This is a genomic window from Corynebacterium sp. c24Ua_83 (genome assembly GCF_039907245.1).
Lineage (GTDB): Bacteria > Actinomycetota > Actinomycetes > Mycobacteriales > Mycobacteriaceae > Corynebacterium.
Genome location: NZ_JASBOI010000011.1, coordinates 54,573 through 68,921, shown reverse-complemented (window position 1 = coordinate 68,921; position 14,349 = coordinate 54,573). Strand labels below are relative to the sequence as shown.

The 14,349-nt window shown below is 61.8% G+C and carries 12 protein-coding genes; 7 read left to right on the top strand and 5 right to left on the bottom strand.

The window, feature by feature from the left end; genetic code table 11:
* Positions 1-307: 307 nt before the first annotated feature.
* Positions 308-886 carry an SRPBCC family protein gene (locus QKE30_RS07895; RefSeq protein ID WP_239201949.1) on the bottom strand — a complete coding sequence of 193 codons (579 nt, stop codon included), beginning with the start codon at positions 884-886 and terminating at the stop codon, positions 308-310.
* Between the two features lie 81 nt (positions 887-967).
* Positions 968-1,420, bottom strand: a complete 453-nt coding sequence (locus QKE30_RS07890; RefSeq protein WP_347934531.1) for a hypothetical protein — start codon at positions 1,418-1,420, stop codon at positions 968-970.
* A 278-nt stretch (positions 1,421-1,698) separates the two neighbouring features.
* Here QKE30_RS07890 and QKE30_RS07885 point away from each other — a divergent pair, with 278 nt between their 5' ends.
* Entirely contained in the window at positions 1,699-2,415 is a 717-nt protein-coding gene (locus QKE30_RS07885) for a hypothetical protein (protein WP_347934530.1), read from the top strand.
* Positions 2,363-2,959, top strand: coding sequence for a hypothetical protein (locus QKE30_RS07880; protein ID WP_347934529.1), 597 nt, complete (start codon positions 2,363-2,365; stop codon positions 2,957-2,959). Before QKE30_RS07885 ends, QKE30_RS07880 begins: the two co-directional genes overlap by 53 nt.
* Positions 2,960-3,495: 536 nt before the next feature.
* Here QKE30_RS07880 and QKE30_RS07875 read toward each other — a convergent pair.
* From QKE30_RS07875 to QKE30_RS07865, 3 genes are all read right to left on the bottom strand, one after another.
* Positions 3,496-5,316, bottom strand: coding sequence for a phosphoenolpyruvate carboxykinase (GTP) (locus tag QKE30_RS07875; RefSeq protein ID WP_239201955.1), 1,821 nt, complete (start codon positions 5,314-5,316; stop codon positions 3,496-3,498).
* Positions 5,317-5,594: 278 nt separating this feature from the next.
* Positions 5,595-6,248, bottom strand: a complete 654-nt coding sequence (locus tag QKE30_RS07870; RefSeq protein WP_239201957.1) for a DUF6802 family protein — start codon at positions 6,246-6,248, stop codon at positions 5,595-5,597.
* A 23-nt stretch (positions 6,249-6,271) separates the two neighbouring features.
* Positions 6,272-7,261, bottom strand: a complete 990-nt coding sequence (locus tag QKE30_RS07865) for a hypothetical protein (protein ID WP_239201959.1) — start codon at positions 7,259-7,261, stop codon at positions 6,272-6,274.
* 52 nt (positions 7,262-7,313) lie between these two features.
* Between QKE30_RS07865 and trmB the strand changes: the two genes are divergently transcribed.
* From trmB to QKE30_RS07840, 5 genes are all read left to right on the top strand, one after another.
* Complete coding sequence (gene trmB / locus QKE30_RS07860; RefSeq protein WP_239201961.1) at positions 7,314-8,078, top strand: tRNA (guanosine(46)-N7)-methyltransferase TrmB; 765 nt, start codon at positions 7,314-7,316, stop codon at positions 8,076-8,078.
* An 87-nt stretch (positions 8,079-8,165) separates the two neighbouring features.
* On the top strand, positions 8,166-10,499 hold the full coding sequence (locus tag QKE30_RS07855) for an MMPL family transporter (protein WP_347934528.1): 2,334 nt from the start codon (positions 8,166-8,168) through the stop codon (positions 10,497-10,499).
* Positions 10,499-11,569 carry a YbhN family protein gene (locus tag QKE30_RS07850; protein ID WP_347934527.1) on the top strand — a complete coding sequence of 357 codons (1,071 nt, stop codon included), beginning with the start codon at positions 10,499-10,501 and terminating at the stop codon, positions 11,567-11,569. The genes QKE30_RS07855 and QKE30_RS07850 overlap by 1 nt, the downstream gene beginning before the upstream one ends.
* A 39-nt stretch (positions 11,570-11,608) precedes the next feature.
* Positions 11,609-12,094: a DUF3054 domain-containing protein gene (locus QKE30_RS07845; RefSeq protein WP_239201966.1), complete on the top strand. Its 486-nt coding sequence runs from the start codon at positions 11,609-11,611 to the stop codon at positions 12,092-12,094.
* A 149-nt stretch (positions 12,095-12,243) separates the two neighbouring features.
* Entirely contained in the window at positions 12,244-14,346 is a 2,103-nt protein-coding gene (locus tag QKE30_RS07840; protein WP_239201967.1) for a PhoX family phosphatase, read from the top strand.
* Positions 14,347-14,349: the final 3 nt, after the last annotated feature.

The following is a 14,349-nucleotide window of genomic DNA, read 5'->3' as shown; positions in this document are numbered from 1 at the left end:
GCGAAGCGGGGTGTTGGCTCAAATGTCGCTAGAACGAGAATACGTTACTGCGAACAATTTTTATTACCGTAAAACCGCAGTTCAGAGGCCTGCGGCCGGTAGGGGGACCATGGCGCACGGTTGCGCATTCCCGTTCTAACGACATTTCCGATTCTGTAACCCCTCCATGCACCCGGAACACCCCTCTGCAGAACAGGTTTTTATCCACCGCGGAGCTCCCCCCCCAGCCGCAAAGAGCCAACATCTCTCGCTACAGGGAGCCAGTTTGACTACGCCACGGGGTGCCGGGTTGCGCTTTGTGGGCTACCTATTTGCCAGCCTCGGCAATCTTCCTGATAGTCGCGAGCGTTTCGGGAATCCCCGCCAGGGCAGCTTCGCGGCGCTTCTCCGCTTCGGATTCACCCTGGTCACCCCACTTCTTGAAGAACGCAGCTCGGCCGGCCTCGTGAAAATTCCAATCCTCGTAGAGTCGCGTACGCATGCCCGCAGCGTTGCCCGCAGCCCCACCGAGCGGCTCCACACGGTAGCCCCAGCGTACGAAACCGCCAGGCTGAGCATCCGGCCCAACCACCCATGCGAATTCGCGCGGGCGATCCGCTGCTACAACTTGGGATACTGTTTCCCAGGTACGCTCGGACGTTTCGTTGGTTCCCTTGAAACGACTCCCCACCTGGCCAGGTTCGCCCAGCCACTCGCAGCGCTTACACGTTGGCGACCATTCTCCGGTACGGGTGACATCGGAGATTAGCTCATAGACTTCCTCCGGCGTGACATCGATATCAATGAAATCGCTAACCACCCATCGGCTGGCCTGCGGTGATTGCTGATCATGCCGAGTCTGATCTTCGGCGGTCTGATCTTCAGTGGTCTGATCTTCGGTACTCATGCCTCCCAGACTAGAGCACCGGGGACTTCGAGACTGACGCTTTAGTCAACGTGCGAGCGTTGGTTCCTGCAACACACTTCTTTAGTCGTTCCAGACCTGCACAGCACCCTCGTGACCAGTCATCACGACTGTCGCGACGACTGCAATTGCAGCCAACACAGCAATGACGCGCAGCACGTTGGCCAGCCAAGTAGGCAGAGAAACGAAGCGGTCAACAAGGAAGAATCCAACAACTGCAACAAACAATACGATCACACTGGCCGTGAGGTAGTTTGCATACTCTGCATGCTTTGCGAGGCGGCCGGGATTCTCCTCGGAAAGCCCCTGCATCTTCAGCAGAGCTTCGCCCGATGAACGCGCAAGCCAGGTAAACACAGCAGACAAGAAATTGATGACCACAGCGGCTTGCAAAAGCTTCTTCCACTCAGGTCGAACAGCCCACCAAATGCTGGCGAGCGCAGCGACTGGTGCAAAAACCACAGCCGCGTGAATAAACAAAGGGTGGCCGGGAACTCCGGCAATCATTGAAAGCACGATGTAAGTATTGAGGACTCGTTTTGTTTGCCGCAAGCAATCACATGCTGTCCTAACAGTGCCAACCCTAGCTTTAGGGGTTAGGGAGCCCCAGGGAGACCATCCAATAGCCAGCGGAAATATTGCACCTATAAGTAACATCTAAGAAGCGAAACCTAATTCTCACCCCTAGCAAAGGATTATCCATGCGTTTGCGCTCCACCCTCACCCACCTCACCTCGAAGAACGCTGGCCACACAAGCGCCCGCACGAAGCGGGACCGGTGGCGAGTTGGGGCTGTGGGCGTCATGACCATAGCGGCTTTAGCGGCGACCAGCTGTTCTAGTGATGAACCTCAGGAAGACACCGCGGCGAGCAGCGCAGATGAGGGCGACAATAAAAGCGGTGAGGAGGCGAAGGCCGACCCGACGCAGCAGGCGATCAATGCATACAAGGATGTTTTGGATAGTCCGGAAAAGTACGAGCGCGACCATTCCGACCGCGACGATTATCACCCGACTGGAACTTATTCCTATGCACTGATTGAGGCGAATAATGATGAAGTTCCGGAGTTGTTACTCAAGAATGACTGCAAGTATTTCTCACCGGTGACTTTTATTGCAATTGGCAAGGACGGAAAGCCTTTTGCCGTAGATAAAGAACTGGTGACGGGCGCGGGAACCACTGCAGCTCGCGCAAACGTAACGGCTTCCAGCGAGGGAGACGGAATTTACGAATGGTCTTACACAAGCGGGCGCCCGGAAGTGCCAACGATTCATTACAATTTCGACGGCAAGCAGCTCACCGAGGGCGAGCACAGCGAATGGAGCCAGGTCACAGGCACTCCGGCCGGACAGGTTGAGCTGGAATGGTACGCCGCCGACGACGCGAGCGGGCTAAACAAAAACCAGTCTGGCCCCAACTTCGGGTCCGGCAACTCCTCTGCGAAATCCGGGAAATCCGATGGCTCCAATAGCAAGGATAAAAGCAAGAAAAAGAAGGGTAAAAAAGCCTAATCCCGACCTTCCTGCCGGTTATGTGAAGAAGGGAGACGGAAAGGGAGGCAACAAGCCCAATCCTGACGGCGACGCCTCAGCCTCCGCGAATAAGAACCTCCCCGAAGGCGCCTACGCGAAGGCCGGTGGGCCAATTCCTTCAGATGCCCGTCCGGTGCGGACGATTAAGCACAACAGTCTAGGAGATATCGCGGTCTTCAAGACCCCGAGTGAGAATATCGGCTGTGACATCCAAAAAGACTCGTTGAACTGTGGTGTCGCATCCTACCGGGAAAGCCAACCGCACGGGAAAAGTGGACAATACGCCAACTGGTGGGTGGACGTCGACGCTCAGACTGTTGGGCCTAAGAACGACCCTCCCGCGTATTTTCCCCAAGGTGCCGATATCAATGACCACGCACCAACAGAAACCGTCCCCTACGGCACCACTGTCTACTACGGTCGCTACGCCTGCCATTCCGCTCATGAGGGGCTGACCTGCTGGAACTCCAATAATGGCAAGGGTGCATTCATCACCCGCGAGCGGACCAATTTCTTCGGCTAACTACACCGCCCTGGAAGTGTTTGTTGCGACCCGGGCAGTGTTTGTTGCGGCCTAGGTGCAGCAATCCGCGCCGGCGCGTAGGTCAACCGCCGCGCCGTGGGCCAGGTCGCGCTCCCAGGCGGCTGGGACTTCGGCTTAAATGTCGGAAAAGTTGCAAAACGTTATTGGGCACATTTTTCATCTATGCGAAATGCCTGGTCAGGGCGTTTTGCGTGGTTAGGGGCGTGTGGCGAAATTTACGTTTTGCAACTTTTCCGACATTTGACCCCTAGCGATGGGCCTTGCAAGGGCGCGCCGTAGTCCTCCGGAGGCTAGTTGCGCCTCGTGGGGCTGATGGGGCTGATGCGGCGCGCGGAAACGGCGCTGGGACGGTTTAACCAACACAGGCCCCAGAGGCCTGGGCAACAAAGAAAGCGCCGGGAGGAAAACTCTCCCGGCGCTTTGCCTAGTTCAGCGCCAAGCGCCAGCACGCTCGCGGACGCGAGCTGTCAGCGCTACGCAGCGCAGCGCCCCTGAGGCGCTAGCGCAACTAACAGCTACTTCGCAGCCTCCACGCGATCCTTCAGACCCTTGAACTCGTCCCAGACCTCGGACGGAACCTTCGGACCCAGGAACTTCAGCCATTCCTCGTTGTCGGCCAGGTCGCGCTCCCAGTCAGCCGGGTTCACGGACAGTGCCTCGCGGATGTCCTCCTCGGTCTCCTTCAGACCTTCGGTGTCGATGTCCTCGTAGCGAGCGGTGTAGCCAACAACGGTCTCGTCGGCCTCCACGCGGCCCTCAATGCGGTCGATGATCCACTTCAGCACGCGGGAGTTCTCGCCGAAGCCCGGCCACAGGAAGCGGCCGTCCTCGCCACGGCGGAACCAGTTCACCAGGAAGACCTCTGGCATCTTGTCGCCGCCCTTGTTGCCCATATTAATCCAGTGCTGCAGGTAGTCACCGGCGTTGTAGCCAATGAACGGCAGCATGGCCATCGGGTCGTGGCGCAGGGAGCCAACGGCAGCCTCGGCTGCAGCGGCGGTCTGGCCGGAAGCCAGGGTGGCGCCGATGAAGGTGGCGTGGTTCCAGTCGCGAGCCTGGGTTACCAGCGGCACGGTGTCCGCACGGCGACCGCCGAACAGGATGGCGGAAACCGGCACGCCCTTCGGGTCGTTGAACTCCGGTGCGGCAACCGGGCACTGCTCGATCGGCACGCAGTAGCGGGAGTTCGGGTGTGCGGCCTTGTTGCCGGAATCCGGGGTCCACTCGTTGCCCAGCCAGTCGATGAGGTGCTGCGGCTCACCCTCCTTGGACTCCCACCAGACGTTGTTGTCGTCAGTCAGAGCCACGTTGGTGTACAGGGTATTGCCCGGCTCCATGGACTTCATGGCCATCGGGTTGGAAGCGTAGTTGGTGCCCGGTGCCACGCCGAAGAAGCCGTTCTCCGGGTTCACGGCGTACAGGCGGCCGTCCTCGCCGAAGTGCAGCCATGCGATGTCGTCGCCGACGACCTCTGCGCGCCAGCCCGGGATGGTCGGCTGGATCATGGCCAGGTTGGTCTTGCCACATGCGGACGGGAAGGCCGCGCAGATGTAGTAGGCCTTGTCCTCCGGGCTGATCAGCTTCAGGATCAGCATGTGCTCTGCCATCCAGCCCTCGTCGCGCGCCATGGCGGAGGCGATGCGCAGTGCGTAGCACTTCTTAGCCAGGATGGCGTTGCCGCCGTAGCCGGAGCCGTAGGACCAGATCTCGCGGTCCTCCGGGAAGTGGGTGATGTACTTCGTGTCGTTGCACGGCCAGGTGGAGTCTTCCTGGCCCGGCTCCAGCGGAGCGCCCACGGAGTGCAGGCCCTTCACGAACTCGCCGTTCTCGCCGATCTTGTCAAGGGCTTCTTTACCCATGCGGGTCATGATGCGCATGGACATAACCACGTACGGGGAGTCGGTGATCTCGATGCCCAGCTTCGGGGACGGATCGGTGATCGGGCCCATGCAGAAGGGCACGATGTACATGCGGCGCCCCTTCATGGAGCCGGAGAAGTGCTCGCGCATCTCGGCACGCATCTGCTCCGGGTCCATCCAGTTGTTGGTGGGGCCGGCGTCTTCCTCGGTCTTGGAGCAGATGAAGGTACGGGACTCCACGCGCGCAACGTCTGCCGGGTTGGAGCGTGCCAGGAAGGAGTTCGGCTGTGCCTTTTCGTCCAGCTTGATCAGGGTGCCGTGCTCGACCAGCTGCTCTGCCAGCTGGTTCCACTCCTCCTCGGAGCCGTCACAGAACACGACTGATTCTGGCTGGAAGAGCTCCACGGCCTCCTCGATCCAGTTCAGCATTTCCTGGTTCTTGGTGGGCGCCTCGCCGACAAGCCCTCGAATGGTCATCGATTTTCTCCCTACGTGTTTGTGTCCCACAACCCGGCCCGGCCAAGTATGCACAATCATGCGCTAGCCAGCCGTATGTTTAAACGTCCAGTTCAAACCCGGTTGTATTCACCATTAACTCTACTAAATCCTGCGGTTATTGGGCGTTCGATATAGCTGTGATCTGTAATTATCCGGGCCTGCGCGAAGACACAGGTATCCCTTCCGCCCCCAGACTATCGTGAAGCACCGGGGCCGTGGTTTGGTTCCGTGGCCAGTGGTTGTACATCACACCCCGGCTAGCCCCATTCCCCCCGATCAACGCATTTCCAGGCATCTGCCTGCCATTGATTGTTCCCCGGATCGGGGGTATTGCTGTTCTTTCTTTCTGACGCCCCTTCGGCCTCACCGGTCTCTATCCACCGCCAGGCTGACCATCGTCCGTCGTAGGAAACTGAAGAGACGTAGTCCACCTTGCCGTCGCCGTCCGTATCGCTAAGGATGCTCATCCCCTGGTCGTCTGCGATGGTGACGGACTCCTCCACGCCTCCGCTGCCGTACCACGCGCGGGCGCCCGGGTCGGAGCCTGGGCCAGCGCTTGGGTTGGCGCCCGGGTCGACGCTCGAGTTGCTCCCCGGGCTGGCGCCAGAGTGGCTTTCCGGGTGGGTGCCTGAGTGGGCGCCACTGCGCTGGCCGGGTGCCCGGTTGGGGTCGTGGGCATTGGGATCGTGAGAGTTGAGTTCGTCTACGTAGTATTCGCGCCCGCCGTACTCGACGGTCAGGCCGCTGCCGCCTCCGGTGAATCCGCCGCCTTCTCCGACTCCGCCGAGTCCACCGCCCAGGTCATCCAAGCTGCCCGGGGCTCCCTGCAAACCGCCGCGCAGCTCGTGGTTACCAATCAAATCGGCCAGAGGGTTCTGCGGCGTGAGCCCGTCATCCGGGAAATCAAACATTCCCATATCCATTAGTTCACCCATCAGTTCGCCTCCAGCGCCAGGCTGCGGATGCGGGGCGCCACCGGCGGGATTTCCAGCCGGGCAACCACCTCCGTCACCACTGCCGACCAATGCTGTCGCAATACTGCATCCTCCTTGGCAGCCCGGGCCTTCAGCGCTTCGGAGCGCAGCATGACCAGCCGCGCCCCCACCACTGCCAGAGTCACCACCACGCCGACTATCACGCCGGCCGCCGGCCCGGAGAGCCTGCCGACCATGGTCCCCAAACCCAATCCTGCTGCCAGGCCAGCCGCGGCGGCGAGCACCACGCTCGCCCGCGAGCCCACCGCCGCAACAGGCCGTGCCGGGGCCTCCTCCTGTGTTTCCGGAAGTGCGGGGAAGACCACTCCCTGTTCCAGCACCGCCAAGCGCAGCCGCGCCATGAATACAGCGTGCAGATACTCGAAACCTTCAGCGCTCCTAGCACTCCTCGCAGCACTAGTGCCCCTAGCACCCCAAGCACCCCTAACGTCACGAGTGCCGCGCACCCGGTCAGCAGCGCCGGCGTCCTCCAGCACCTCCTGGGCGATCCGGGTCGCGCTCAGCCGCGTGGCGATGCGCACCCGGTCCAGCCTCTCGGCATCCGCCCGGCGCGCCTGCACCTCCCACTCGTTTACATCCACGCACAGCTCCCGGATCCACTCGCACACCTCGTCCACATCCTCGCACCAGACCCAGCCTGGGGTGTGGGCCCATTCAGACGAGGGGGCGTCACTACCAAAGGGCCAGAGCAACACCACACCCATAGCCTGCGCGACGGCCCGGGCGACCTCGCGATCCTCCGCGGTGGCGTGCCCCACCGCCGCAACAACAACATCGGGATGCCGCTCCGGGCCAGCACCCTCCACAACCTCGAAGCGCTCCCCCGCCGTGCTTGCACTTGCCTTAGCTTCCACCCGCGTGCGCAACTGCGCGGCGCACTCGGCGACCGCGCGCGCATCCGGGCCAATGACCGAAATGGTCTTCAACATCTTTGTTAGCTCCCCCACTTGGCTTAAGACATTCCGCAGGCCATCTGCAAGAATGGTCTGGATGAATAATTCCGATAACACGCCAGGCAGCCTTCCCCCAGGCCGCCCACCACAGACAGAGTTTAACGACGGTCGCGACTATCCGCGACTGGGAAACTTTAGCTTCCGGCGCGGCACCCTGACCGACAACCAGGAGACCCTGTGGAACGAACACTGGCCTAAGCTGGGCAAAGTCCTCGCCGACGAGGTCATTGACCTGCCCGAATGGTTCGGCCGCGATGCCGAAACAATTGTGGAAATTGGCTCCGGAACGGGCACCTCGACCGCCGCGATGGCGCCGCTGGAGGCGGAAAAGAACATCGTCGCCGTCGAACTCTACCGACCCGGGCTGGCCAAGCTGCTGGGTTCCGTGGTGCGCGGCGACATTCACAATGTACGCATGATCCGCGGCGACGGCGTGGAGGTTCTGCAGCGCATGTTCGCGTCAGAGTCGCTATCCGGCGTGCGCATCTACTTCCCGGACCCGTGGCCCAAGGCCCGCCACCACAAGCGGCGCATCGTGCAATCCGGCACGCTGCACCTGATCGCCTCCCGCCTCAAGCCGGGTGGCATTCTGCACATCGCCACCGACCACGCGGACTACGCAGAGTGGATCGACGAACTGGTAGAGGTCGAGGAGCAGCTGGAATATCTGGGCTGGCCCGAGGACCAGTCGGACATTCCACAGCTGACGGATCGCCAGGTAATCACCAAGTTCGAGGGCAAAGGCTTGGATAAGGAACACATCATCCGCGAGTACCTGTGGCGGAAGAAATAGCTAACACACCCCGGAAAATTTGCTGTTCGCCCTGGTCGGCTTCGTAGACTAGAGGGAATTCTGGCGTTATAGAAAGGACCACTCACGTTGTTTAGCTCTTGGGGCGATGTTGCCTACCGGTTCCGCCGGCTGATCCCTCTGGTGATCATCGCGGCGATCCTGGTGCTGTATGTCGTCGCCGGGCTGAAACTGGCCGACCGAATGAGCCAGGAGGGGTGGGACGACCCGAACTCGCAGTCCACGAAGGCTGCGCAGATCGAGCAAGAGGTTTTTGGTCGTGACGCCAACGGGGATGTAATCCTGATGGTCACCGGCGATAAGCCGGGATCTGCAACCTCGGACGAGGTCAAGCAGGCCATCACCCAGCAGATCGAGCAGCTGCGCAAGGATCACCCCGACGAGATCGGGGGTGTGACCAGCTACTTCAATCGCGGCCCGGCGGCCATGGCCAACCCGGACGGCACCGCGGCCTTCGCCTCCATCGGGCTGCAGGGTATCGAAGACGATGTGCTGATCAACTTCCGCAAGATCGAGGACGACCTGCGGGCCATCAGCGCCCCGGGCGTGGATGTGAAGATCGCCGGCGCCACGGCGGTTTCGGACTCCCTGGACGAGGGCATGGCCGGCGACATTCACCGTGCCGAGATCTACGCACTGCCCGCCGTGGGTCTGCTGCTGCTGATCGTTTTCGGCGGCCTGATCGCCGCGTTTATGCCGCTACTGGTGGGTGGCCTGTCGATCCTGGGATCCATGGGTGTGCTGGCGATCCTGGCTAGCTTCACACAGATCAACGTGTTCGCCCAGTCTGTGGTCACGCTGCTGGGCCTGGGCCTGGCCATCGACTACGGCCTGTTCATGGTCTCCCGTTTCCGCGAGGAGATGGCGGAGGGCCACGACACTCGCACGGCCGTGCGCAACACCACTGCCACTGCAGGTAAGACTGTGGTCTTCTCCGCGGCGATGGTGGCCGTGGCGCTGTCCGGTTTGTTCATCTTCCCGCAGGCCTTCTTGAAGTCCGTGGCATTCGGTGCGATCTCCGCTGTGGGTCTGGCCGCGCTACTGTCCATGGCTGTCCTGCCGAGTATCTTCGCGATGCTGGGGCCGAACATCGACAAGTGGTCATTTAAGAAGAAGCAGTCCCGGCGCCGATCCGAGCAGGTCGAAGGCATTTGGGGCCGCATCCCGGCCTTCGCCATGCGCCACTCGAAGCTGTTTACGGTCGTGATCGTCGGCGGCATGCTGCTGATGGCGGTGCCGATTGCGGGCATCAAGCTGGGTGGCATGAACGAGACCTACCTGCCGCCGTCGAACCAGACGCGCGTGAACCAGGAGGAGTTCACCGAGAAGTTCCCGCAGTTCCGCACCGACCCGATCAAGCTGGTCATCGAGGGCGATTCCAAGACCGTGGCTGCGGTGTACAAGGAGGCCAACGCGGTTCCGGGCCTGACGGCCCCGTTCCAGGTCTCCCGCCCCACGAAGGACGACGTGACGGTGCTGTCCACCGGCATTGCAGACCGCGATGACAACGACCGCATCGTCAATGCTCTGGAGGACATCAACGTCGACGGTGCCAACGTGTACGTCGCCGGCACCCCGGCTCTGGAGGTCGAATCCATCGACGCGCTGTTCGAGAAGCTGCCGTGGATGTTGCTGTATATCGTGCTGGTCAGCTTCGTGCTGATGGCCATGATCTTCGGCTCGCTGATCATTCCTGCCAAGGCCGTGATCATGAACATCCTGGGCACCGGCGCGACACTCGGCCTGTTGACGCTGATCTTCGTCGACGGCCACGGCGCGGACATGTTTAACTTCACCGCCGGGCCGCTGACTTCCCCGGTGCTGGTGCTGATCATCGCCATCGTCTTCGGCCTCTCGACCGACTACGAGGTGTTCCTGGTCTCCCGCATGGTGGAGGCCCGCGCCCGGGGTGCGTCCACGGATCAGGCGATCCGCTTCGGCACGGCCACCACCGGCAGCATCATCACCGCCGCCGCGCTGATCATGATCGTGGTCTGCGGTGCCTTCGGGTTCTCCTCGATCGTGATGATGAAGTACATCGCCTTCGGCATGGTCATTGCTCTACTCCTCGATGCCACAATCATCCGCATGCTCCTCGTCCCGTCCGTCATGCACCTGCTGGGCACCGACAACTGGTGGGCTCCAAAGTGGGTCAAGCGTTTGTCGGAGAAGGTTGGGCACAACGAGCAGTTGGAGGCATCGCCTCGCGAGGCAACGCCTGCTGCCCGTTCGTCGCGGGTGACGGTTGCGGAACTTTCTGGTGTGGACGCCATCGCCCCCGTGCCCGCCCAGCGCTCCGGTGAGGCTCCCGCACGTCAGCGGAACCTGCCTTTCGCGGAGCTGATGCGACGCGTCGAAGAAAGCCGCAATAATCCCGACGGCGGGGGCGGGGGCGAGCGCTAATGCGTGATCTGTGGCGGCGCACGGAAGTCAGGACTCTGCTCTGCCTGGCGCTGATTGCCATCATCGCCTTCCTCGCCCGGGAGCACCTGCACTTCATCGGCGATGGCTGGCGCGAGTTGGCTCATGCCGACAAGCGCTGGATCGGCCTGGCCATCCTGGCTCTCGCAGCCTCCATGGTCGCGCAGGCCGAGGTGATGGTCGTGCTGCTGCGCAGCGCTGGGGTGAAGGTGAAGCGCATCAGCGCCAACTCGCTAGGGCTGGCGGCTAACGCCTGGTCCTCGACTTTCCCCGGCGGACCGGCGCTGTCGGCGGCCATGATCTTCCGCGAGCAGCTCAAGTGGGGCGCCACCCCCGTCATTGCCAGCTGGTACATGCTGCTCTCCGGCGCACTGGCAAGCGGCGGCATGGCGATCCTGGCCATCGGCGCCGTGTTCTTCCTCGGGCTGACAGTAAAGCCATTGACGTTGGCCATGTCCCTGATCGCCCTCGTCGCGCTGGCGATCCTCACCAACTGGGTGGCAAAGAACCGGGACAAGGTGGAGCGTTGGCTAGTCAACCGACTGCGGACTTTCAACGCCCGTCGCGGCAAGCCCGTCAACCGCTTCACCGACAGTGTCCGCGGGTTCTCCCGCCAGCTGTCGGCCGTGGAACTGCCACTGACCAAACTGGCCGCCGCAATCGCCGCCAGCCTTGGCAACTGGGTTTTCGAGATCCTCTGCCTGCTGGCCTGCATCTACGCTATCGGCGCCACCCCACCCATCGCGGGCGTGGTGCTGGCCTTCCTCACCGCCAAGCTGGTGGGGCAGGCGCAGGTCACCCCCGGCGGACTGGGCCCAGTGGACGTCGCACTGACCAGTGCCCTGGTCGGGTTCGGCACCCTGACCTCCGTCCAGGCATTCGGAGCCGTCATCGTCTTCCGCATGCTCAGCTTCGTCGGTCTGGCGTTGGTCGGATGGATCGTCTTCTTCGCCACCAAGATGGTCAACTCCAAAGGCAATGCTGAAGATGCGGCGGCGGAGACGGAGCGTCAAGAAGAAAAGCAGGAAGAACCCGTCGGCAGGGCACGCTAAGGCTCAACTAGGCCAACTAGGCACAGTAAGATGAGGGGCATGAGCAACCTCGATAGCACCTCCACTGGAGACACCCCCGGCACCATCCAGCGATCGCCGGGGGTTGCGCTGTTTTTCGACGTGATCGCCGTCCTGCTGTTTGCGCTGCTGGCGCGCATTGCGCACAACACTCCGGAGATGCCGCTGAGCTTCGGCGGCTGGCTGGATACCTCCTGGCCTTTCCTCATCGGTGTGGCGATCGCCTGGGCTCTGCTGTGGATTGGCGTGGTTCGACCGGGTGGCGCCAAGGGGACGGGCTTCAGCGGTTTCGAGTTCTCCACCGGTGCTCTGGTGTGGGTCGTCAACGTGATCGCCGGTCTGGGGATCTGGGGCGTGCGCCACGGAGAGGTGCCGCACTGGTCTTTCATGATCGTTGCCACTGTGATGAGCGGCCTTCTGCTATTCGGCTGGCGCGGAATGTTCCGCCTCGGGCGGCTGCGCAGGCTGTCGCGCATGAAGCGCATGGGCCGAATGTTCAGCAAGTAGTAGGTAAACAGCCTTTCAGTTGAATTAACCTGACGTACATCTTCGCGCTACGTCAGGTTCTTTCGCGTTGCTTAGAGTCTTGTGAGCAATCTGCACACTGCTGCTGACGAACTCCGACATAGACTGACGAACACTGAGGAGAGATCCCCATGGGCCTTAAGGGTCGCAACCTGCTGAAGAAGATGGACTTCACGTCCAGCCGTTCCCACCGCACCTGCGTTTACAAGTGCGGCGACGCTTGCTCCAAGCCGGTGAACAACAAGTCCGACAACAACTACTTCATGGACCTGATCCAGGGCACCTTCTCGCGCCGCACCGCACTGCGCGCCGGTGGTGCCGCTATGGTCACCGTTGGCGGCGCTTCCTTCCTGGCAGCTTGCAGTGACGACAACGGTGAGGGCAACAGCGCCAAGGGCGGCAACGGCGAGAACAAGGGCGGCTCCGGCAACAGCGCAGACGCGCCGGACGGCCTGAAGTTCGAGATGGTCGAGCCGAACACCAAGGACGAGGTCGTTGTACCGGCTGGTTACAAGTCCGACGTTGTTATCCGCTGGGGCGACCCGGTGGTTGAGGGCGCCGAGGAGTTCGACGTAGACAAGCAGACCGCCGAGCAGGCCGCCAAGCAGTACGGCTTCAATTGCGACTTCGCCGCTCTGCTGCCGATCGAGGGCGAGGACAACCGCTTCCTGCTGATCTCCAACCACGAGTACACCACCCCGCAGCAGATGTTCCCGGACTACGACATCGACAACCCGTCCAAGGAGCACGTGGACATCGAGCTGGCCAACCACGGCATGTCTATCGTCGAGGTTGAGGGCAACGATAAAGACGGCAAGCTGAAGCCCGTCATGGGCAAGTACAACCGTCGCCTGACCGGCACCACCGAGTTCGAGCTGCGTGGCCCGATCGTTGGCCACGACCTGGTGAAGACTTCTGACGACAAGGAAGGCAAGATCGTCAAGGGCACCTTCAACAACTGCTCCGGTGGCGTGACCCCGTGGGGCACCATCCTCTCCGGCGAGGAGAATGTTGACCAGTACTTCGCCGGTGGCGAGAACGTTAAGGACGAGAAGGAGCGCGAGCGCCTGAGCCGCTACGGCATCGAGGATGCCAAGACCGCTCGTCAGTGGGAGAAGCACTACGACCGCTTCGACGTGACCAAGGAGCCGAACGAGCCGAACCGCTTCAACTACGTGGTTGAGGTGAACCCGTGGGATCCGAAGTCCACCCCGGTTAAGCACACCGCCCTGGGCCGTTTCAAGCACGAGGGCGCCAACATCCACGTCACCAACGACGGCACCGTAGTTGCATACTCCGGCGACGACTCCCGCTTCGAGTACATCTACAAGTTCGTTTCCTCCCGCAAGGTGCGCAGCGGCAACTCCGACAAGGACCGCGAGGAGAACATGAAGATCCTGGACGAGGGCACCCTGTACGTTGCCACCTTCGAGGGCAACAACGATGACTTCGACGAGAACAACCCACCGGAGGGCGAGAAGTTCGACGGCACCGGCAAGTGGATCAAGCTGGTTACCGTCAAGGAGGACGGCTCCGCAGAGTCCCACGTCGACGGCATGTCCGCCGAGGAAGTCATCATCTTCACCCGTGAGGCTGGCGACAAGGTCGGCGCCACCAAGATGGACCGCCCGGAGGACGTCGAGCCGCACCCGACCACCGGCAAGGTCTACGCTGCTCTGACCAACAACAAGTACCGCGGCACGCAAGAAGAGGGCAAGAACAAGGAAGGCGTCAAGGAGTACGCCCCAGTCAAGGAGAACAAGAACGGCATGGTTCTCGAGATCGAGGACGACTTCACCGGCGAGGAACTGAAGTGGAACCTGCTGCTGGTGTGTGGTGACCCGGACGAGGCCGAGACCTACTTCGGCGGCTTCGACAAGTCCAAGGTCTCCCCGATCTCCTGCCCGGACAACGTCACCTTCGACTCCTTCGGCAACCTGTGGGTCTCCACCGACGGCAACGCCCTGGAGTCCAACGACGGCCTGTTCGCCGTCGCCCTGGAGGGCGAGACCCGCGGCTTGACCAAGCAGTTCCTGACTGTCCCGGCTGGCGCCGAGACCTGTGGCCCGCTGGTCTTCGACAAGCGCGTGATCGTCAACGTTCAGCACCCGGGTGAGGACGAAGAGGCCACCGTCAAGACCTCTACCTCCCACTGGCCGGATGGCGGCGATTCCATCGCCCGCCCGGCGACCGTGGTTGCCTGGAAGGACGACTTCGGCACCATCGGCGTTTAAGCT

What these genes read in the sequence shown, in the direction of transcription:
- QKE30_RS07895 (WP_239201949.1), bottom strand. Translation starts at nt 886, where the DNA reads ATGAGTACCGAAGATCAGACCACTGAAGATCAGACCGCCGAAGATCAG.
- QKE30_RS07880 (WP_347934529.1), top strand. Translation starts at nt 2,363, where the DNA reads ATGGCTCCAATAGCAAGGATAAAAGCAAGAAAAAGAAGGGTAAAAAAG.
- QKE30_RS07875 (WP_239201955.1), bottom strand. Translation starts at nt 5,316, where the DNA reads ATGACCATTCGAGGGCTTGTCGGCGAGGCGCCCACCAAGAACCAGGAA.
- QKE30_RS07870 (WP_239201957.1), bottom strand. Translation starts at nt 6,248, where the DNA reads ATGTTTGATTTCCCGGATGACGGGCTCACGCCGCAGAACCCTCTGGCC.
- QKE30_RS07865 (WP_239201959.1), bottom strand. Translation starts at nt 7,261, where the DNA reads ATGTTGAAGACCATTTCGGTCATTGGCCCGGATGCGCGCGCGGTCGCC.
- trmB (WP_239201961.1), top strand. Translation starts at nt 7,314, where the DNA reads ATGGTCTGGATGAATAATTCCGATAACACGCCAGGCAGCCTTCCCCCA.
- QKE30_RS07850 (WP_347934527.1), top strand. Translation starts at nt 10,499, where the DNA reads ATGCGTGATCTGTGGCGGCGCACGGAAGTCAGGACTCTGCTCTGCCTG.
- QKE30_RS07845 (WP_239201966.1), top strand. Translation starts at nt 11,609, where the DNA reads ATGAGCAACCTCGATAGCACCTCCACTGGAGACACCCCCGGCACCATC.
- QKE30_RS07840 (WP_239201967.1), top strand. Translation starts at nt 12,244, where the DNA reads ATGGGCCTTAAGGGTCGCAACCTGCTGAAGAAGATGGACTTCACGTCC.